This is a genomic window from Brenneria tiliae (genome assembly GCF_023347575.1).
Taxonomy (GTDB): Bacteria; Pseudomonadota; Gammaproteobacteria; order Enterobacterales; family Enterobacteriaceae; genus Brenneria; species Brenneria corticis.
Map to the genome: position 1 here is coordinate 1 of NZ_JAKPCB010000086.1, position 18,637 is coordinate 18,637.

Consider the following 18,637-nt stretch of genomic DNA (forward strand, 5'->3'; position numbering starts at 1 on the left):
TTTGCCTGGCGGCGATAGCGCGGTGGTCCCACCTGACCCCATGCCGAACTCAGCAGTGAAACGCCGTAGCGCCGATGGTAGTGTGGGGTCTCCCCATGTGAGAGTAGGGAACTGCCAGGCATCAAATTAGAAGTAGCAGTGAAGTCCGACGGGCAGTTGACTACTCGATAGAGAGTAGGAAAAAAGCCGAAGGCTTTTAAACGTTGCGCAGCAACGGCCCGCAGGGTGAATCATGAAATGATTCATAAACTGCCAGGCATCAAATTAAGCAGTAAGCCGGCGAAATGCTGGTGAATAAAAGAAATTCGGTGGAGCGGTAGTTCAGTTGGTTAGAATACCTGCCTGTCACGCAGGGGGTCGCGGGTTCGAGCCCCGTCCGTTCCGCCACTTATTGCATAAGCCCTGAGTTAACGCTCAGGGCTTTTTTGCATCGATGATTTCTTATCCCCAGCCTGCTTCCGTATGTTGGCCGCATTAGTGCTGCCATGTATTGAAAGTCTACTATACAATCCTTATAACAGAAGCGTACCTTTGATCCATTAAAGGTGTTTTGAGGTACTGGAATTTATAGCAAGGCGTGGCGTGCGAAAAAAAACATATGCGATGAGGTATGTAGCTGGTCAGCCGGCAGAGCGTATCTTTCCCCCCGGAACAATGCATCATCTGGAGCAAGTGCTGCCGTCAGGTCCACTGCTGCTGGAGAAAGATGTTTTACGCGTCATGGTGTGGAATATCTTTAAGCAGCAAAGAATGAACTGGCTTTCAGTTTTACAGGACTTTGGCAGAGACGCGCAGCTGGTGCTATTGCAGGAGGCGCAAAGCTCGCCGGAGCTTATTCGTTTTGCAACCTCTAATTATCTTTCTACCGATCAGGTGCCGGCAATTATTTTGCCGCAACACCCTTCGGGCGTAATGACACTGTCCGCTGCTCAACCTATGTACTGTTGCCCGTTACGGGAAAAAGAGCCTTTGCTGCGGTTATCTAAATCGGCGTTGGTAACGGTCTATTCATTGCCCGACGGCCGCCAGTTGATGGTGATTAACATTCATGCGGTAAATTTCAGTTTCGGCGTTGAAGTGTACAGCAAGCAGCTTGAAACCATCGGAGAGCAGCTGATACACCATCACGGCCCGGTGGTAATGGCGGGGGACTTCAATGCCTGGAGTCAGCCTCGCATCAGGGCGCTTTATCGGTTTGCTACCAGGATGGCGTTACAGGAGGTGGGCTTTATTGACGACTACCGTCGCCGGGTGTTCGGTCGCCCTCTGGACTTTGTATTCTATCGGGATCTGACGGTGGTGCAATCCTCCATCCTGGTCACCCAGGCATCGGATCACAACCCCTTGCTGGTTGAGTTTCAGGCTTAATAGCTGGAAATAAAGCGGAAAAGGAATTCCAACCATAAAAAAACTGCCGTATAGGCAGTTTTTTAATCGTAAAGGCTTACGACTCTGGTTGGGTGTTTTTACTGACGTAAAGCGTCAGTCGATCGCCGGGCTGGATATTGGCATTTTTGTTGATTACCGTATTCCAACGCATAACATCAGCGATATTTACACCATGACGTTTGGCTATGCTGGCAAGTGAGTCACCTTTACGAACCTGATAGGTGATTGACCCGCCTTTACCGCCGCTGCCATTATCAACGTCAGACACTTGAGCAACTTGCAAGGTTTGACCAACCTTCAGCGCATTTGCGCTACGCAGATTGTTCCAGCTTTGCAAATCCCTGGTGCTGACCTTCAACCGTGCGGCAATGGTGGATAAAGTATCCCCAGCGCGCACCTTATACTGCGACTCCTGCGTTGACTGCGCCAGACGAGTTGGCTGGATCGCGGCGATATCGCTATCTGCCAGAGAATCCTTCAACTGCTCAACGTGAGCTTTCGGCACCATAATGTAGTGTGGCCCGTTAGGCGCGGTCACATTGCGTTTGTAGCCCGAGTTATAGCTCTTCAGTTTGTTCAACGGCAGGCCAGCCATCTCAGCTGCTTGCGTCAACTTCATCTGCTGCCCGACTTCAACTCTGGCCAATGCACGGCTTTCGTTTGGTTTGGGCAGGCTAACGCCGTATTTTTTGCTATTCTTAAGTATATCGCTCAGGGCCAACATTTTCGGAACATAGATTGACGTTTCGCGAGGTAACGCCAATGCCCAGAAGTTCGTTGGTTTGCCTTGTGCTTTATTGGCTTTCATGGCTTTCATGACGCGGCCTTCACCACTGTTATAGGCAGCGACGGTTAATAACCAGTCGCCGTCAAACATGTTGTTGAGGCGTTGCATCATATCCAGCGCGGCGGTCGTCGACGCGACTACGTCGCGGCGTCCGTCATACCACTGGTTTTGTTTCAAACCATAATTACGCCCCGTGCCAGGGATGATCTGCCATAGCCCTGCGGCATTGGCGGATGATGTGGCCTGAGGGTCAAAAGCGCTCTCCACTATGGGTAGCAGTACTAGTTCCATCGGCATCTTACGTTGTTTAATCTGCTCGACAATCCAGTACATGTACGGCTCTGCCCGTAATGTTACATCGTGGAGATAGCTCTTGTGTTTTAAATAACGCCTTTTTTGTTCGCGGATCCGGGCGTTTTCCGGAACCTCCATCTTCAGCTCGTCGCCAATAAAGTTCCACAGATCTCGTTGCGCGCCGCTGTCATCATCCAGCCATCGCGCCGAGGTCTCTCGACCCTCTGCGTACCTTGCTGCTTCACTTTGACTTGCCGAAGACAGACTCTGTGCATGCTGCTTGGGTTGAGAGGTATCGTTAGGCGGTACCTGGCAACCGGCCAGCAAGACTGAGGCGATAAGTATCGCTTTAGCCTTCATATGTGTGTCAAATAGTTGCTTAAAAGACGAGCAATAATACTTTGATTAGAGGGTTAGCACAACATAAACCTTTAGAAGCCGTCTTTCTTGCTACGTAGCTGAGCAAAAACTTGCAAGTTCTCTATGCTTTCAGGTTGTTGTGATGTTTTTCTTTTTAAATCAATATCATGACATCTAAGAAAAAGGTTGATTTTTCGCTCCAGCCCCAGGGTCGTCGGCAAAGTAGATTGTGACTTTTCGCGTATCTGTCTGATTTTATGAAGGTGAGCCGTAATTGTGGACTCTTCAGGCCAGACGGCATGAGCGAATTCCAGATTCGCAAGGGTATATTCATGGGCGCAGCAGATTAGCGTATCATCGGGTAGGTTGGATATTTTTTTAATTGAATCATACATTTGTTTTGGCGTGCCTTCGAAAATTCGCCCGCACCCGCCGGAAAAAAGCGTGTCTCCGCAGAATAAAAAAGGGTGGCTATAATAAGCAATATGTCCTGCCGTATGACCGGGAACGGCCAACACGGAAAAGTCCGAATTTAGCAGCGATAGGGTATCTCCCTCTTCAACAACGGTTGTTGCGCCGCTTTTTTGGGTTTCCCGGGGGCCAAAAATCGGCAGATGCGCATAATGTTCGACAATAGCGGCGACGCCCCCGACATGGTCGTGATGATGGTGAGTTAGCAAAATCGCCTCAGGCGTCAACCGATGTTTTCCGAGCGCGTCCAGCACCGGTTGTGCTTCGCCGGGATCGACGATGACACAGTGATTTTCTTTGTTACTCAATAACCAAATGTAGTTGTCCTGAAGTGCCGCAATACTGATAAGATTCATGGAGTACCTCGTTTTGTATCAGCCTGGGGAAGATAATAGAACATGAAGCCAGCACAAACATCTCAGACGGTTGCGGTTCCCGGCTCATGGGATGATATCCCCGGAGGACGATATTACCGCGAATCGCTTGAGAAGGCGCTGTCGCCCTGGTGGCCGAAGCTGTTCGGCTTTCATCTGTTGAAAATCGGAGCGTTGAGTGCGGCAACGAAGATAACGGAGTGCGCTATTGCGCATCAGGTCAATGTCGCGCCCGCCGGAGATAATGTGCAGGTTATTGCCGATCCGCATCAACTGCCTTTTGCCGAGAAATCGGTTGATGCCTGTCTGTTGATTCAAACGCTCTCTTATTCCGCCGATCCGCACCGCATATTGCGGGAGGTGGACCGCGTGCTGATTGACGACGGCTGGTTGATATTGAGCAGCTTCAACCCGGTGAGCCTGCTGGGGGTGGCAAAACTTATCCCAGGCTTAAACAGACGACAGCCCTATTGCAGCCGGATGTTTACGCAAATGCGCATGATGGACTGGCTCGGTTTGCTGAATTATGAAGTGGTCCATCATGCCAGCCTTCAGGTTACCCCATGGAGAAAAAACAAGGGAAAATTGAATAAACACTTGCCGGTATTCGGCTGCCTGTCGCTGATTATCGCGCGTAAGCGAACCATCCCCCTGAGCTTTACGCCGATGCGTGCCCGGCTTTGCAAGGTCCCTTTGCGCCGCACGGTCGGCGTGACGAAAACCTACCGTAGCTGAAAACCCGTTATTCGGGTTTATATCCAATATCATCCAGCGTTGGCGCACTGGCGGCGTTGCGGGCAAGTTCGTCACAGCGCTCATTCTCAGGATGGCCGGCATGGCCTTTCACCCATTCCCAGCGCAGCGTATGGTGCTGAATCGCCTGATCCAGCCGCTGCCAGAGATCGACATTTTTCACCGGTTTTTTATCCGCGGTTTTCCAGCCGCGTTTTTTCCAGTTGTGGATCCACTTGGTGATCCCCTGGCGAACATACTGGCTGTCGGTGCTTAGCACCACCTCGCAGGGTGAGGTCAGGGTTTCAAGCGCGGCGATGGCAGCCATCAGCTCCATGCGATTATTGGTGGTCAATCGATAACCCGCACTCAGGGTTTTTTCATGTTGCTTATAGCGCAGCAAGGCGCCGTAACCGCCGGGACCCGGATTACCGAGGCAAGATCCATCGGTGAAAATCTCTACCTGTTTAAGCATCTCTGGTAGACTCTTCCTTATGGTGAAAATGGCAAGTCTGACATAAACGAAAACGATGAGCACTGAAATTACGCGACAAATCGTCCTGGATACTGAAACCACCGGTATGAACAAACTGGGGGTTCACTACGAAGGACACAAAATTATCGAAATTGGCGCTGTTGAGGTGATTAACCGTCGTCTGACCGGGCGCCACTTCCATGTGTATATCAAGCCCGATCGTCTGGTCGATCCGGAAGCCTATAATGTGCACGGCATCAGCGATGAGTTTCTGGCGGACCAGCCGACCTATGCGGAGATTGCCGATGAATTTCTCGACTTTATCCGCGGCGCCGAGCTGGTCATCCATAACGCGATGTTTGATATCGGCTTTATGGACTATGAATTCCGAATGCTCAATCGGGAAATACCCAAGACGGAAACCTTCTGCAAGATAACCGATAGCCTGTTAATGGCGCGTAAGATATTTCCGGGCAAGCGGAACAATCTGGATGCGTTATGCGATCGCTATCAGATAGATAACAGTAAACGAACGCTGCACGGCGCTTTGCTCGATGCCGAAATTCTGGCGGAAGTCTATCTGGCGATGACGGGCGGCCAGACATCGCTGGCGTTCTCGATGGAAGGGGAGAAGCAACGGCAGGAGAATGAAAGCGAAAGCATTCAGCGCATCGTCCGTCCTGCCTCGACGCTGAAGGTATTATACGCCAGCGATGAAGAGCTGCTGGCGCATGAGAAACGGCTGGATTTGATCGCCAAAAAAGGCGGGAGCTGTCTGTGGCGCGGTGAATAGTATCGCGGCGGCGAGGGAATAGGCGTTCAGCTGAAATTATAAGCAAACAGAAGCGGTTAGTTATAAAAACCATTGACGTAATAGTAGCGCCATCTTAGTATTCATCCCGCTCGATGAGCGCAGAGTGGAGCGGTAGTTCAGTTGGTTAGAATACCTGCCTGTCACGCAGGGGGTCGCGGGTTCGAGTCCCGTCCGTTCCGCCACTTATCTATTCCGGGATGTTCCTATACATCTCTGGATGAATGAAAACCGTATCGCTGTCAAAGGCATACGGTTTTTTTTCGTCTCTATAATACCTCCGGCATAGCGGAGTATCCGGCGTAAAATGGCCCACGAAATTTCTCTTTCCGGCGCGTAGGCCATTTTTATGGCGCCCTATCCCTGACAAGATGAAAAAAACGCGGTACGAAACTAAAATCCAAACGTTGGTTCTTTATCTGAACTAAACTAAGATGACTTAGTTTATTAGTTCGTCTGGAGGCGTTATGCAAACCGTAAACATTCATGAGGCGAAAACCCATTTATCCCGACTGGTTGAGATGGCCGCGAAGGGGGAGTCCTTTATCATCGCCAAAGCCGGTAAGCCGTTGGTCAAAGTAACGGCATTAAGCGCGCCGGAGTCTCAGCAGGAAAGGCGGTTAGGGTTTATGGCGGGCAGCATCAATGTGCCCGATGACTTTGACCGGATGGGCGAGGGGGAGATTGAGCAGCTTTTCGGCGGTGACAAATGAAATTTTTACTTGATACCCATGTGTTGCTGTGGGCGGCTGGCATGCCGGAAAAACTGCCTTCATCAACGGCGAGGTTGCTTGGTTCGCCGGAAAACAAGCTTTTTTTCAGCGTGGTCAGTCTGTGGGAGGTAGTCATTAAGCGTGGGCTGGGACGTGACGATTTTCAGGTTGACGCACGATTGCTGCGCAGGGGGCTGCTGGATAATGGTTACAGCGAATTGCCTATCGCTAGTGAACATGTTGTCTCGGTCGAGAGTCTGCCTGCTGTTCACAAGGATCCATTTGATCGCCTGCTGGTGGCGCAGGCGACAGTGGAGGGCATTACGCTGTTGACTGCCGATGCGCTGGTGGCGCAGTATCCCGGCCCGATAAAAAGAGTTTAACGCAATAGAATAAATATCTCTGGCAACCGGTCATGCTACTGGCTTACGGGGCGGCGATCGGTAACATCGCAGGCGGCCGGATGACCGACCGCATGGGCATGGATCTCTGCTGGAGGGGGCGCGGCAATGCTGGTGCTGATCGGGCTGGGACAAACCAATTTCCTGGTCATAGCATTGGGACTGACTACCTATGACGCGATCTCGTCGCTGCAATCGCGCGCATCCTTGGACTGGAGCGCCGTCATCGTCCGCAGGCGTTGATGTGACTTCGGTAGACTACCGTCTGGCACCAAAAATTCATTTACAGTGGCAATGATTCTACGAAGCTCATAATTTTCTGGTATTGTCCATAATTGTAATGACAATTCCCAACATCAATCTTAGGCTTATTTTTTCCATGAAAATCACTACCGCAAGACACAAAAACATTTTTTGAACAAGCATAATCATATAAAAAATCGGAAAGTTTATCTGTATGATAGCTGGAAAAAACCTCAACCCCCTCCACTCCTACTGATAACATGTCATCAAGAGTTTCTTCATAGTTGTTTTTAATATTTGCACCTATATGAGCGATTATTGGAATGCCATTATTACCCTTTATAATTTCGATAATCCGTTCAAGCTTAGGGTAGTCCGCTGCTACATAACATGCTTTGCCATAACCGAAAAAATCCCAATAAAAGTTAATCAATGGCATATTTGAACGCTCACCACCATCTCTATACGGAATAAGTAATTTGTTACTATTATTTCTTTCATCTTGCAGAATCAATTCAGCCATTTGCTCCTCCTGTGGGATTTTTTCTTTAGCTAACTGATAAAGTTATTCTTCATCTATAAAAAATCCAAGAGCTTTTAGCTTATCAATTTTTAATGGTGTCAAGCCAAGTTGCAGTTCAAAGAAATTCTTCTCAATTAATTCAAAATCGGAAAAGTCATTGCCAATGCCATATCCAAGCAAATGAAAATTTTTCCCTTGAAACGAACAGTCAATTTCAGTTCCAGGGATAATAGTGATGTTATTTTCTGATAACCCTCTTTTTTTCACTTCGTTGATAGAATGAATCGAGTTATGATCGGTGATGGAGATTATATCGATCTCATTAGAGATACATCGCTGTACTAAGACATCAACAGACAGATCAGCATCATCACTATAATTTGAATGCATATGTAAATCGATCTTCTTCATAGCTACACCTTTTCATTTCTTAAAAAATATCGAAATAATTCTCTCTATTAAAGAGGTTTATGCTATTTAATACATGGCCAATTATGTCGATTAATACACGTCAAATATATCCAAGGCGGTTATAAAAAGATGATTATTATATCTTTTAGTGATCGGGAATCATATAAAGATATAATAATATCTAAAAATCTTAGTCATTATATGAATTTAACCATGGTTCAAACTGCTTGTATAATGGAAAAATTTCTTTTGGTGATAGGAGATTGGAATGGAGATCAGACAACTACGTGCTTTTGTCAAGTTAGCGGAATGCCTCAGCTACAGAGAAGCCGCTGATAAACTATGGTTGACGCAACCTACGCTAACTAAACAAATCAAGACGTTTGAAGATGAATTAGAACTAATTCTCTTTATTCGAGACAATCATGGCACTCAACTGAGTCCTCACGGACAGACTTTATATGATGATGCAAAAAAAATATTGGAGGAAATTGATAGATTTAAAATACGCTGTAAATACATGAAACAAGGAAAAAAGGGGAATTTATCGATAGGTTTTATTAATTCGGTTTCGGCGTTAATTCCTGATTTCATTTCCTCTTTTCAGGATTATTATCCTGAGATAAATATTCAATTGAATGATTGTTCATCCCCTCTACAGAAAGAAATGCTTCTTTCAGGGAAAATGCAGGTTGGATTCATGCGTTTACCTGTTGAACGACCGCTAGCATACAAAAAGATAGAGCAAGATCGCTTGGCAATTATTTACAATAAAAAAATAAATTTAAATAAAATGAAATTATTAGAGGCCATAAAAATATATCCCTTATTAACTATTGACGCAAAGACTTGTCCCGGTTCTGCGTTTCAAATTCACAATTTTATACTGAAAAACAAGATGGATGCCATATCCATTAATTACGTGAATAATGTAAATAGTTTAATTGCGATGGTAGAGTCAAAAATTGGAATAGGAATTTTATCCCAAAGCAATATTCCTTTAAATAACTCAAAAATTATTTGTGAAAAGTTGACTGGAGAATACGCTAGTTGGGATATTGGTTTGGTTTGGAATAACAATATTAATGACTTGCCCCGTGATAACTTTATTAAAGTGGCTCTTGATATTTTTACCCAAAAACCGCAGCTGAAGTTAACCTTACCTGATAATTATGGCGTTTAAATTAAAAAACAAAGTAAATATGCATAAATTATTATTCCTTTCGGAAGGATCAGTGTTCGCTTATTCCGTTCTTTATCACTAATTAACCTCCGAATAAGACATGAAAAACTAAACACGCCAGAGTCCCAGCAGGAAAAGCTGCTGGGGCTCTGGCGGGCTATATCAATGTGCCTGACGACTTTTACCTTGATGTGCAAAGGAGATATTGCGCAGCACTCCGGTCCGATACGGAGAGTCTGACGCTTTTCCTGGCGATTAAAAATCCCAATCCTCATCTTCGGTGTTTACCGCTTTGCCAATAACGTACGACGAACCGGAACCGGAGAAAAAGTCATGGTTCTCATCGGCGTTCGGCGAAAGCGCCGACAGGATCGCCGGGTTGACGTCGGTCATGCCTGCGGGAAATAGCGCCTCATAACCCAGATTCATCAGCGCCTTGTTGGCGTTATAGTGCAGGAATTTCTTTACGTCCTCCGTCCAGCCGACGCCGTCATATAATTCCTGGGTATACAGCACTTCATTGTCATACAAATCCTGCAGCAGATCGTAGGCAAAGTTTTTCACCTGCTGCCGGCGGGCGGGGTCCGCCTTCGCCAGGCCCTGTTGGAATTTATAACCGATGTAGTATCCGTGTACCGCCTCATCGCGGATAATCAGCCGTATCAGATCCGCGGTGTTGGTCAGCTTGGCGCGGCTCGACCAGTACATGGGCAGATAAAAGCCGGAATAGAACAGGAACGACTCCAGAAATACGCTGGCGACCTTTTTCATCAGCGGGTCGTCGCTGCGGTAGTGATTGAGAATGATGGCCGCTTTTTTCTGCAGCGACGGATTCTCCTCGCTCCAGCGGTAGGCGTCGTCCACTTCGCTGGTCAGGCACAGCGTGGAAAAGATCGAACTGTAGGAGCGGGCGTGCACCGCTTCCATAAAGCTGATATTGGATAAAACCGCCTCCTCGTGAGGCGTTACCGCGTCGGGCATCAGCGTCGGCGCGCCCACGGTGTTCTGGATGGTATCCAGCAGCGTCAGCCCGGTAAACACCCGAATGGTCAACTGCCGCTCCTGGGCGTTCAGCGTGCCCCAGGACGGAATGTCGTTGGATAGCGGAACCTTTTCCGGCAGCCAGAAATTCGAGGTAAGCCGGTTCCAGACCTCCAGATCCTTGTCGTCTTCAATTTTGTTCCAGTTGACGGCCTGTACGCGCGTTAACGATGTCATGATCAAATTTCCTTCAGCGATAGCTTATAAGGCGCAGGAGACGCAGCCCTGAACTTCAGTGCCTTCCAATGCCATCTGCCGTATGCGTATGTAGTAAATGGTCTTGATGCCTTTGGTCCACGCGTAGATTTGCGCTTTGTTGATATCCCGCGTGGTGGCGGTATCACGGAAGAACAGCGTCAGCGACAGCCCCTGATCGACATGCTGGGTCGCCGCCGCGTAGGTATCGATAATCTTCTGCGGCCCGATCTCGTAGGCATCCTGATAATATTCCAGGTTGTCGTTGGTCATGTAGGGGGCAGGGTAGTAGACCCGGCCGATTTTGCCCTCTTTGCGGATCTCAATTCGCGACACAATCGGGTGGATGCTCGACGTGGAGTGATTGATATAAGAGATGGAGCCGGTAGGGGGCACCGCCTGCAGGTTCTGGTTATACAGCCCGTGCGCCATCACGGCGTCGCGCAGCGCGGCCCAGTCCTGCTGGTCGGGAATGGTGATTCCCGCCTGTTCGAACAGTTGGCGTACCCGTTCCGTGGCGGGTTCCCAGCGTTGTTCAACGTACTTGCTGAAGTACTCGCCGGAGGCGTACGTCGAATTCTCGAAGCCTTTGAAGCTCTGGCCGCGCTCCGTCGCCAGCTGATTTGAGGCGCGCAGCGCATGGTAGGCGACGGTGTAAAAATAGATATTGGTGAAGTCGATCGCTTCCTCGGAGCCGTAAAATATCCTCTCGCGGGCCAGGTAGCCGTGCAGATTCATCTGCCCGAGGCCGATAGCGTGCGATGCGTCGTTGCCTTTTTCAATCGATGGCACGGAACCGATATGGCTCATATCGGAGACGGCGGTCAGCGCGCGGATCGCCATTTCCACCGTGAGGCCGAAGTCCGGCGACGACATCGCCTTGGCGATATTCAGCGATCCGAGATTGCAGGAAATATCCTTGCCGACGTGACGATAGCCGAGGTCTTCATCGTATAGGCTGGCGTCATTGACCTGCAAAATTTCCGAGCACAGGTTGCTCATATTGATGCGGCCCTGAATCGGATTGGCGCGATTTACCGTATCCTCGAACATCATATAGGGGTAGCCGGACTCGAACTGGATCTCCGCCAGGATCTGGAAGAACTCCCGCGCCTTGATCTGCGACTTGCGGATCCGTTTGTCGTTCACCATCTCATGGTATTTTTCCGTGACGCTGATTTCCGACAGCGGAACGCCGTACACCTGTTCGACATCGTACGGCGAGAACAGGTACATCACCTGGTTATTTTTCGCCAGTTGGAAGGTAATGTCCGGTATCACCACGCCAAGCGACAGCGTTTTGATGCGGATTTTTTCATCGGCGTTTTCCCGCTTGGTGTCGAGGAAACGCAGAATATCGGGATGGTGGGCGTTGAGGTACACCGCCCCGGCGCCCTGGCGCGCGCCCAGCTGGTTGGCGTAGGAGAAGGCGTCCTCCAGCATTTTCATCACCGGGATGATGCCGGATGACTGGTTTTCGATTTTTTTTATCGGCGCGCCGGTTTCGCGGATATTGGTGAGCATAAACGCCACGCCGCCGCCGCGTTTGGAAAGCTGCAGCGCGGAGTTGATGGCGCGGCCAATCGACTCCATATTGTCTTCAATACGCAGCAGAAAACAGGAAACCAGCTCGCCGCGCTGTTTTTTCCCGCAGTTGAGAAAGGTGGGGGTGGCGGGCTGAAAGCGTCCGCTGATGATCTCCTCCACCAGCGCGCTGGCGAGTTCGGTATTGCCGGCGGCCAGCGTGAGCGCCACCATGCAGACGCGGTCTTCGTAGCGTTCCAGATAGCGCTTGCCGTCAAAAGTCTTCAGCGTATAGCCGGTGTAGTATTTGAACGCGCCGAGGAAGGTTTGGAAGCGGAATTTATGGCTGTAGGCCTGCTGAAAAAGGCTTTTGATAAAGCTGAAAGCGTATTGGTCCAGCACCGCGGCTTCGTAATAGTTTTCTTCCACCAGATAGCGCAGCTTCTCTTCCAGATTATGGAAGAACACCGTGTTCTGATTGACGTGCTGTAAGAAATAGCGCCGCGCCGCCAGCTTGTCCTGTTCGAACTGGATGTGCCCCTCGGCGTCGTACAGGTTCAGCATGGCGTTGAGCGCATGGTAATCCAGCTCGGTATTGGCTGGTTTAGCGATCACGGATTCTGTTGTTGCCAAAATTCGGTTACTCCCTTTCGCACGTTTGCCACGTCTTCTGGCGTACCCAGCAGTTCGAAGCGATATAGATAAGGCACCCGGCACTTTTGCGCGATGATGTCGCCGGCAAGGCCGTACGCCGCGCCAAAATTGGTATTGCCCGCCGCGATGACGCCGCGCAGGTTGTCGCGGTTTTGCCGATCGTTGAGAAACAGGATCACCTGACGGGGCACCGCGCCTTTGGCGCTTCCCCCGCCATAGCTGGGAACCACCAGGATATAGGGTTGATCCAGTTTCAGTGCGGGCCGCTCAGTCGCTATCGGAATGCGCAGGGCCGGCAATCCAACCCTGGCGATAAAGCGATGGGTGTTCTCCGACTGGCTGGAAAAGTAGACCAGCGGGTTCATTTCCCCCCCTCACTGCAACTGCAGGGACTGCTGCAGCGTACTGATTTTGTCCGGGCGGAATCCGCTCCAGTGGTCGTTAGCCGTCATCACCACCGGAACCTGTTGATAGCCCAACGCTCTTACCTGCTGTAACGCCTGTTCGTCTTCCGTCAGGTCCACCAGTCGATAGTTGATTCCCTGCTTATCCAGCGCACGGCATGTGGCATTGCATTGCACACAATCTGGTTTGGTGAAAATAGTAATACGCATGATTCGTATTTACCCTTTGGCGTGAGAGAAGTGTTTCGGAACGGCTATCTTCGGGGCTTGCGCACCCGGACCGATTCCACGATGTAGCCACCAGTAGTGATGAACTTACGCTTTGAATACTAGATGTAGGTGTTTTAAATTTCAACCATACAATATATAGGATTTATGCGCGAGCTTATGCAAACGGCGGCTAACCCAGACGGCGTAAGGGGAAAAATAAAAACAAGTAAAAAAATAATTTTTAAAGGGTGGGAAAGGGACCGCCATTCCGAGGTTTTTTTCAGCAGAGTGAATGGTGAGAGGAAGGGAGCCGCGCTCCCTTCCTCGGACACTACAGCACCGGCAGATTTCTGCCGTAATAAATTTCCTGCATCTCGTGATACAGCAAATCAGTGATTCGTTTACGCTCTGCAGCGCTCAAGGCGTTGGGATCGACGTTGAACAGGTAATGCTTCAGGTCGAAATCTTTTAGCAACATCTTGGTGTGAAACATATTTTCCTGATAAACGTTTACATCCATCAGGTGATATAGCGATTTCATGTCTGCCGACATGAAGTTCTGGATCGAGTTGATCTGATGGTCGATAAAGTGTTTTACGCCGTTAATGTCGCGGGTGAAGCCCCTGACGCGGTAATCAATGGTGACGATATCCGATTCCAACTGGTGGATAAGATAGTTAAGCGCCTTCAGCGGGGAGATAACGCCGCAGGTCGACACTTCAATATCGGCGCGGAAGGTACAGAGTCCGCCCTCGGGATGGCTTTCCGGATAGGTGTGCACGCAAATATGACTTTTATCCAGATGGGCGACCACCGAGTTGGGCAACGGTCCCGGATGTTCGGAATTGTCGACGTCGCGGGGATCTATCGGCTCTTCACTGACCAGAATGGTCACGCTGGCGCCCTGCGGCTCATAGTCCTGACGGGCGATATTCAGAATATTGGCGCCGATGATCGAGCAGGTTTCACTCAGGATCTCGGTCAGCCGGTTAGCGTTATACTGTTCATCAATATAGGCGATGTAACCGTCACGCTCATCGGCCGTTCTGGTGTAACAGATATCGTAGATACAAAAACTCAGGCTTTTGGTCAGATTATTAAAGCCGTGCAGTTTCAGCTTGTGCAATTTAAGTCACCCCCTTATGGATGCGGAATCAATGCGATAGCGCATTCAGTAAATATTGCGGCAGCGCGAAGCTACCCCTGTGAACGGCCGGATTGTAATAACGGCACTCAATACCCGAGGCGTTAAAACGTTGTTGCAGCGTCTCGGTGGTTATCTGGCGCAGCGACGGCGCGTTGCTGGCCCAGGCAAAGGTCATGATGCCGCCGTAATAGGTGGGGATCGCCGCCTGGTAGAATGTGACGTCGCTAAAGTAGCGGCCGAGCTTTTTGTGGCTGTTGACGGCCTCGTCCTGTTGCAGAAAGCACACCCCGTTCTGCGCGACGAAGACGCCGCCTTCGTTCAGACAGCGGGCGCAGCCCTGGTAAAAATCGGAGGTGAACAGGCTTTCGCCCGGCCCGATGGGATCGGTGCTGTCGGAAATAATGACGTCGAATTTTTCCGTACAGCGATTAACGAACTTCACCCCGTCATCAATCACCAGATTAAAACGCGGGTCGTCATAGGCGCCGGCGTTATGATTGGGCAAATACCGCCGGCAGAACTCCACCACGCCGGCATCGATCTCCACCATGGTGATATGCTCAACGCCGGCGTGTCGGCTGACTTCGCGCAGTATGCCGCCGTCGCCGCCGCCGATAATCAGCACGCGTTTGGCCTGTCCGTGCGACAGCAGCGGAATATGGGTCAGCATTTCGTGGTAGATGAATTCGTCGCGCTCGGTGGTCTGGACCACGCCGTCCAGCGCCATGACGCGGCCTAAGGCGGCGTTTTCGAAGATGATCAGATCCTGATGGTCGGTCTTTTCGTGGTATAGCACCCGCTCGATGGCAAAGTACTGACCGAAGTTGGCATGCAGGGTTTCATACCAAATTTCTTTCTGGGACATGTTAGGGCTTCCTCCGCGATAACAGCCATGAAAATTGGCGCGCCATGATAGCGAACTCTCGCGGCGCTTGCACGGTCAAATTTCATTCAGTGCGCGGGAGAAAGAGAATTACTGTGCGTAGGCAAGTAAACCGAGTGAGTTACGGGCCAGCGCCTGACATTTTTGGGCCGTGGGGATGGCGATTTTACTCAGGTCCCGATAGCTGTCCTCTCCCAGAACGGTCATATTGAAGGCGCCGTAATTGCTGAGATCCCAACGATTTTGCCGGGCGAAAGCCAGCAGTGTCTGACGAATCTGCTCGTTGGGAAGGTCCTGATAACCGCAGTTGTTTTTCAGATAAACGAAAACCGCAGTTAAATCGGCGAGATCTTCCGCTTCAAATTCATTCAGAGCCTTGCTGGCGGAGGAGAAGCTCATCAGGCTCAGCAGGAACAGCGCCAGCGCAGAGTTTTTCATGGTTAAATTCATTCCGGTTATCGTCAGGAGACGTTATCACAATTGTAGATCACCTGACCAAATTTTCTCGTTGCGTTGGTTGTGCCTGGCAGAGCGGTCAAGCGCGGAGGTTAGGTTAATAAATATCTGATATTCGGATGATAGATTCATTCCAGCCCGGAATATAATACATGGCGGAGAGCGTGATTACGGCGGCGGGTCTTTTGATTTACCGGCGATACCGAATAAACGCGGCGAATTTCCAGCTTAATACGGTGCTGAAAAATAAACCATGACAGATGTAACCGATGTACTGGCGATTAATAACCTGACCTGCCGTTATCCGCCGGGTAAAGAAAAGGAGGGGACGGCGCTGCAAAACCTTTCCCTGACGGTTCGGCAGCGGGAAATTGTTTGCCTGCTCGGCGCCAGCGGCTGCGGCAAGACCACGCTGCTTAAAGCGGTGGCGGGGCTGCTTCCGGTGGATAGCGGGTCGATTGTGGTTGCCGGCCAGACGCTGAGCGAGGGTGAGCGGACCGTCGCGCCGGCGTTGCGTCAGGTTGGGCTGATTTTTCAGGATTGCGCGTTGTTTCCGCACCTGACGGTGGCGCAGAATATTGCCTTTGGGCTGAACGGTCAGCCTCAGGAAGCGATAGCCCGCAGCGTTGAAGAGACGGCGGCGCTGTTGCATCTGGCCGGGCTGGAGGACCGCTATCCGCATCAGCTCTCCCGTGAGCGGCGGCAGCGGGCGGCTATCGCCCGGGCGCTGGTCCGCAAGCCGAGCGTACTGCTGCTTGATGAGCCTTTTTCCAATATGGACAGCCAGGTGCGCGATACGCTGATTAACGAGCTGCGCCCCATCCTTAAACGGCAGCAGGTCGCCGCCGTCCTGGCGACCCGCAGCAAGGAAGAGGCCTTTGCCTTTGCCGATCGGCTGGCGGTAATGGACCACGGGGCCATTGTGCAGGAGGGCTATGCGGCAACGCTTTATCAGCGGCCCGGCAGCCGTTTGGTCGCGGACTATCTGGGCAGCAGCAACTATCTGCCGGTTAACATCCTCAGCGATCATCAGTGGCGGAGTCTCTTTGGCGATCATCACGCCGCGCACCCGCACGGGCAGCCCATCGGCTCTCACTGCGACTGGCTGGTTCGTCCGCATGATATTGCGCTGGCGCTCGACCCCAAAGGCGAGGCGGAGGTTGTGGATCGGCTGTTTATGGGCACCTTGAACCACTATCGCATCAGGTTGGACGACCATATCATCCAGGTACAGAGCAGTACCTGGTTTGAGCCGGGGCAACCGGTCAGGTTAAGTATAAAAACCGAACAACCGCTCCTGTTTCCCCGCTTATAGCCGCCCCACGGCGTTATAACCCGGCGGGTTTGGGGACTTCGAGGTATTCGCCGTTGATGGTGCGTTTGTAATAGGCGCCGTTTTTCACATAGAAGCGTTCGCCGTTCATGTCCAGCACGGTCATGCCGCCCTGTGTTGTGGCGGAGGCCGCATTCGGCGGCGCGTCAACCACCACGTATCGGTCATTCTGGCGCTGGTAGAAGATGCCGTTCAGCACATAATAGGTCAATCCGGCGATTAACACGGTTTCCACGCCGGAAGGCAATCTGTCGAACCGCGCGCCGGGAGCGGGGCCCCAGCCGCCGGGACCCGGACCGCCGTACCCTCCGCCAGGACCACCGGGGCCGGGGCCGCCCGGACCGGGACCGGCAAGGACGCTCACCGGCAGTAACAGGCTTAACGCCACGAGCATAGTCAGTGATTTTTTCATACCGCACTCCCTACCGACATCGTATTCGGATCAGCTTTTCCCCACCACGGGTGGCGAAAATTATTGATTGTCTGTCTTCTCTTCCGGCGCCGCCGGGGGCGCAGACGGCAGCTCTCTCACCGAGACTCTGACTTCGTAATTTTTACCCTCTCCCTTCGGCGCGTTGGCGACCAGCTTATTCAGCGCTTCATCGGGATTACGCGTCTGAAGAGAGGCTTCATACAGCGGCGCCGGCGGAGGCGGGAAACCCGGCCCGTCATGAGGAAAATGCGCTACTGGCGCGGGCTGTTGCGGTACGGCTTCAGGGGCCGCCCAGGCGGCGACGCCGGCGCCGGACAGCGCCAGCAGCAGGGCGGCGGTAGCGGATACTTTGGTCATTTTTTGCATAAAACCTCCGTTAGTCGGGATTCTCATCAGCTATAAGAAACTCAATCGACGGAGCCCGCAATGGGCTTTACGCAAATTTATTCCGTGATAACGCAATCCTGCATATTCATTAACAATTAGCGGCATCATGACCGTAGCCGACGGGGATGGGGCTGGCCCGCGCTTTCTGATATACTGCGCGCCCTTAGGCGCTATCCGTCTGCACTGGCGTACCGTCGATAAGCATTATCTGTATGCTATTGATGGTGCTGAATACCTTTATTCAAAGAGTTATGAGTATGATGAAGCATACCGTGGAAGTCATGATTTCCGAGCAGGAAGTCAAGGCGCGGGTTACCGAACTGGGCCGTCAAATCAGCGAACACTACCGCGACAGCGGCAGCGATATGGTGCTGGTCGGCTTATTGCGCGGCTCGTTTATTTTTATGGCCGATTTGTGCCGGGCGATTGATGTTTCACACGAAGTCGATTTCATGACGGCCTCCAGCTATGGCAGCGGTATGAGCACCACCCGCGACGTGAAGATCCTCAAAGATCTGGATGAGGATATCCGCGGCAAAGATGTGCTGATCGTCGAAGATATCATCGACTCGGGCAATACGCTGAGCCGAGTGAGCGAGATCCTGCAACTGCGCTCCCCGAAGTCGCTGGCAATCTGTACCTTGCTGGACAAACCGGAGCGCCGCGAAGTGGACGTCAACGTCGAGTGGGTCGGATTCTCCATTCCTGATGAATTCGTGGTCGGCTATGGCATTGACTACGCGCAGCATTACCGGCATTTGCCCTACGTCGGCAGGGTTATCCCTCAGGATTAAGGCCGCGAG

23 protein-coding genes, 2 tRNA genes and 1 rRNA gene are annotated in these 18,637 nt (G+C 51.2%); 12 read left to right on the top strand and 14 right to left on the bottom strand.

The genetic code is table 11. The annotated features are described in order from the left end of the window. The first annotated feature begins 4 nt into the window (after window positions 1-4). The 3 genes from rrf (at window position 5) to MFP24_RS02325 (ending at window position 1,368) form a co-directional block, all read left to right on the top strand. Window positions 5-120 (top strand): 5S ribosomal RNA (gene rrf, locus MFP24_RS02315). 190 nt (window positions 121-310) lie between these two features. Next, a tRNA-Asp gene (locus MFP24_RS02320) sits at window positions 311-387 on the top strand. A 195-nt stretch (window positions 388-582) separates the two neighbouring features. Then, the gene (locus MFP24_RS02325) at window positions 583-1,368 is read left to right on the top strand and encodes an endonuclease/exonuclease/phosphatase family protein (RefSeq protein ID WP_249229057.1); all 786 of its coding nucleotides are present in this window, start codon (window positions 583-585) and stop codon (window positions 1,366-1,368) included. 76 nt (window positions 1,369-1,444) lie between these two features. Here the strand turns inward: MFP24_RS02325 and mltD are convergent, their stop codons facing one another. Then, the gene (mltD, locus tag MFP24_RS02330) at window positions 1,445-2,830 is read right to left on the bottom strand and encodes a murein transglycosylase D (RefSeq protein ID WP_249229056.1); all 1,386 of its coding nucleotides are present in this window, start codon (window positions 2,828-2,830) and stop codon (window positions 1,445-1,447) included. 71 nt (window positions 2,831-2,901) lie between these two features. Beyond that, complete coding sequence (gene gloB / locus MFP24_RS02335) at window positions 2,902-3,657, bottom strand: hydroxyacylglutathione hydrolase (RefSeq protein WP_249229055.1); 756 nt, start codon at window positions 3,655-3,657, stop codon at window positions 2,902-2,904. A 42-nt stretch (window positions 3,658-3,699) separates the two neighbouring features. On the opposite strand from gloB, the gene MFP24_RS02340 reads away from it, so the two are divergent. Beyond that, window positions 3,700-4,410 (top strand): class I SAM-dependent methyltransferase, encoded by a 711-nt coding sequence (locus MFP24_RS02340; protein ID WP_249229054.1) that lies wholly within the window; start codon window positions 3,700-3,702, stop codon window positions 4,408-4,410. A gap of 7 nt (window positions 4,411-4,417) precedes the next feature. On the opposite strand, the gene rnhA is transcribed toward MFP24_RS02340, so the two are convergent. Beyond that, a complete protein-coding gene (gene rnhA / locus MFP24_RS02345; RefSeq protein WP_249229053.1) occupies window positions 4,418-4,984 on the bottom strand; it encodes a ribonuclease HI in 567 nt (188 codons plus the stop codon). Between rnhA and dnaQ the strand changes: the two genes are divergently transcribed. The 5 genes from dnaQ to MFP24_RS23970 all read left to right on the top strand — a co-directional run bounded on the left by dnaQ (window position 4,938) and on the right by MFP24_RS23970 (window position 7,050). Next, window positions 4,938-5,675 (top strand): DNA polymerase III subunit epsilon, encoded by a 738-nt coding sequence (gene dnaQ, locus MFP24_RS02350; RefSeq protein ID WP_249229052.1) that lies wholly within the window; start codon window positions 4,938-4,940, stop codon window positions 5,673-5,675. The two genes, rnhA and dnaQ, sit on opposite strands and share 47 nt — an antisense overlap. Window positions 5,676-5,801: 126 nt before the next feature. Then, a tRNA-Asp gene (locus MFP24_RS02355) sits at window positions 5,802-5,878 on the top strand. A gap of 282 nt (window positions 5,879-6,160) precedes the next feature. After that, window positions 6,161-6,406, top strand: coding sequence for a type II toxin-antitoxin system Phd/YefM family antitoxin (locus MFP24_RS02360; RefSeq protein ID WP_249229051.1), 246 nt, complete (start codon window positions 6,161-6,163; stop codon window positions 6,404-6,406). Further along, window positions 6,403-6,789: a type II toxin-antitoxin system VapC family toxin gene (locus MFP24_RS02365; RefSeq protein WP_249229050.1), complete on the top strand. Its 387-nt coding sequence runs from the start codon at window positions 6,403-6,405 to the stop codon at window positions 6,787-6,789. Before MFP24_RS02360 ends, MFP24_RS02365 begins: the two co-directional genes overlap by 4 nt. Before the next feature lie 126 nt (window positions 6,790-6,915). Further along, a complete protein-coding gene (locus tag MFP24_RS23970; RefSeq protein ID WP_263458383.1) occupies window positions 6,916-7,050 on the top strand; it encodes a hypothetical protein in 135 nt (44 codons plus the stop codon). 40 nt (window positions 7,051-7,090) lie between these two features. Here the strand turns inward: MFP24_RS23970 and MFP24_RS02370 are convergent, their stop codons facing one another. After that, window positions 7,091-7,573, bottom strand: coding sequence for a PHP domain-containing protein (locus MFP24_RS02370; protein WP_249229049.1), 483 nt, complete (start codon window positions 7,571-7,573; stop codon window positions 7,091-7,093). A gap of 42 nt (window positions 7,574-7,615) precedes the next feature. Continuing rightward, a complete protein-coding gene (locus MFP24_RS02375; protein WP_249229048.1) occupies window positions 7,616-7,984 on the bottom strand; it encodes a PHP domain-containing protein in 369 nt (122 codons plus the stop codon). Between the two features lie 268 nt (window positions 7,985-8,252). Here MFP24_RS02375 and MFP24_RS02380 point away from each other — a divergent pair, with 268 nt between their 5' ends. Beyond that, on the top strand, window positions 8,253-9,167 hold the full coding sequence (locus tag MFP24_RS02380; protein ID WP_249229047.1) for a LysR family transcriptional regulator: 915 nt from the start codon (window positions 8,253-8,255) through the stop codon (window positions 9,165-9,167). Between the two features lie 255 nt (window positions 9,168-9,422). Here MFP24_RS02380 and nrdF read toward each other — a convergent pair whose 3' ends face one another. From nrdF to MFP24_RS02415, 7 genes are all read right to left on the bottom strand, one after another. After that, window positions 9,423-10,385, bottom strand: a complete 963-nt coding sequence (nrdF, locus tag MFP24_RS02385; RefSeq protein WP_249229046.1) for a class 1b ribonucleoside-diphosphate reductase subunit beta — start codon at window positions 10,383-10,385, stop codon at window positions 9,423-9,425. 24 nt (window positions 10,386-10,409) lie between these two features. After that, a complete protein-coding gene (gene nrdE / locus MFP24_RS02390; protein WP_249229045.1) occupies window positions 10,410-12,560 on the bottom strand; it encodes a class 1b ribonucleoside-diphosphate reductase subunit alpha in 2,151 nt (716 codons plus the stop codon). Beyond that, window positions 12,539-12,946 (bottom strand): class Ib ribonucleoside-diphosphate reductase assembly flavoprotein NrdI, encoded by a 408-nt coding sequence (nrdI, locus tag MFP24_RS02395; protein ID WP_249229044.1) that lies wholly within the window; start codon window positions 12,944-12,946, stop codon window positions 12,539-12,541. Before nrdI ends, nrdE begins: the two co-directional genes overlap by 22 nt. A 9-nt stretch (window positions 12,947-12,955) precedes the next feature. Next, window positions 12,956-13,195 carry a glutaredoxin-like protein NrdH gene (gene nrdH / locus MFP24_RS02400; protein ID WP_136168089.1) on the bottom strand — a complete coding sequence of 80 codons (240 nt, stop codon included), beginning with the start codon at window positions 13,193-13,195 and terminating at the stop codon, window positions 12,956-12,958. A gap of 331 nt (window positions 13,196-13,526) precedes the next feature. Further along, the gene (gene speD / locus MFP24_RS02405; protein ID WP_249229043.1) at window positions 13,527-14,321 is read right to left on the bottom strand and encodes an adenosylmethionine decarboxylase; all 795 of its coding nucleotides are present in this window, start codon (window positions 14,319-14,321) and stop codon (window positions 13,527-13,529) included. A gap of 28 nt (window positions 14,322-14,349) precedes the next feature. Further along, entirely contained in the window at window positions 14,350-15,207 is an 858-nt protein-coding gene (gene speE, locus MFP24_RS02410; protein WP_249229042.1) for a polyamine aminopropyltransferase, read from the bottom strand. A 108-nt stretch (window positions 15,208-15,315) separates the two neighbouring features. Further along, entirely contained in the window at window positions 15,316-15,663 is a 348-nt protein-coding gene (locus MFP24_RS02415; protein WP_249229041.1) for a YacC family pilotin-like protein, read from the bottom strand. Window positions 15,664-15,934: 271 nt separating this feature from the next. Here MFP24_RS02415 and MFP24_RS02420 point away from each other — a divergent pair, with 271 nt between their 5' ends. Continuing rightward, on the top strand, window positions 15,935-16,996 hold the full coding sequence (locus tag MFP24_RS02420) for an ABC transporter ATP-binding protein (protein WP_249229040.1): 1,062 nt from the start codon (window positions 15,935-15,937) through the stop codon (window positions 16,994-16,996). A gap of 13 nt (window positions 16,997-17,009) precedes the next feature. Here the strand turns inward: MFP24_RS02420 and MFP24_RS02425 are convergent, their stop codons facing one another. Beyond that, window positions 17,010-17,426, bottom strand: a complete 417-nt coding sequence (locus MFP24_RS02425) for a DUF6515 family protein (RefSeq protein WP_249229039.1) — start codon at window positions 17,424-17,426, stop codon at window positions 17,010-17,012. A gap of 60 nt (window positions 17,427-17,486) precedes the next feature. Beyond that, window positions 17,487-17,813 (bottom strand): hypothetical protein, encoded by a 327-nt coding sequence (locus MFP24_RS02430; protein ID WP_249229038.1) that lies wholly within the window; start codon window positions 17,811-17,813, stop codon window positions 17,487-17,489. A 272-nt stretch (window positions 17,814-18,085) separates the two neighbouring features. On the opposite strand from MFP24_RS02430, the gene hpt reads away from it, so the two are divergent. Continuing rightward, on the top strand, window positions 18,086-18,628 hold the full coding sequence (gene hpt / locus MFP24_RS02435; protein ID WP_249229037.1) for a hypoxanthine phosphoribosyltransferase: 543 nt from the start codon (window positions 18,086-18,088) through the stop codon (window positions 18,626-18,628). Window positions 18,629-18,637 lie beyond the last annotated feature (9 nt).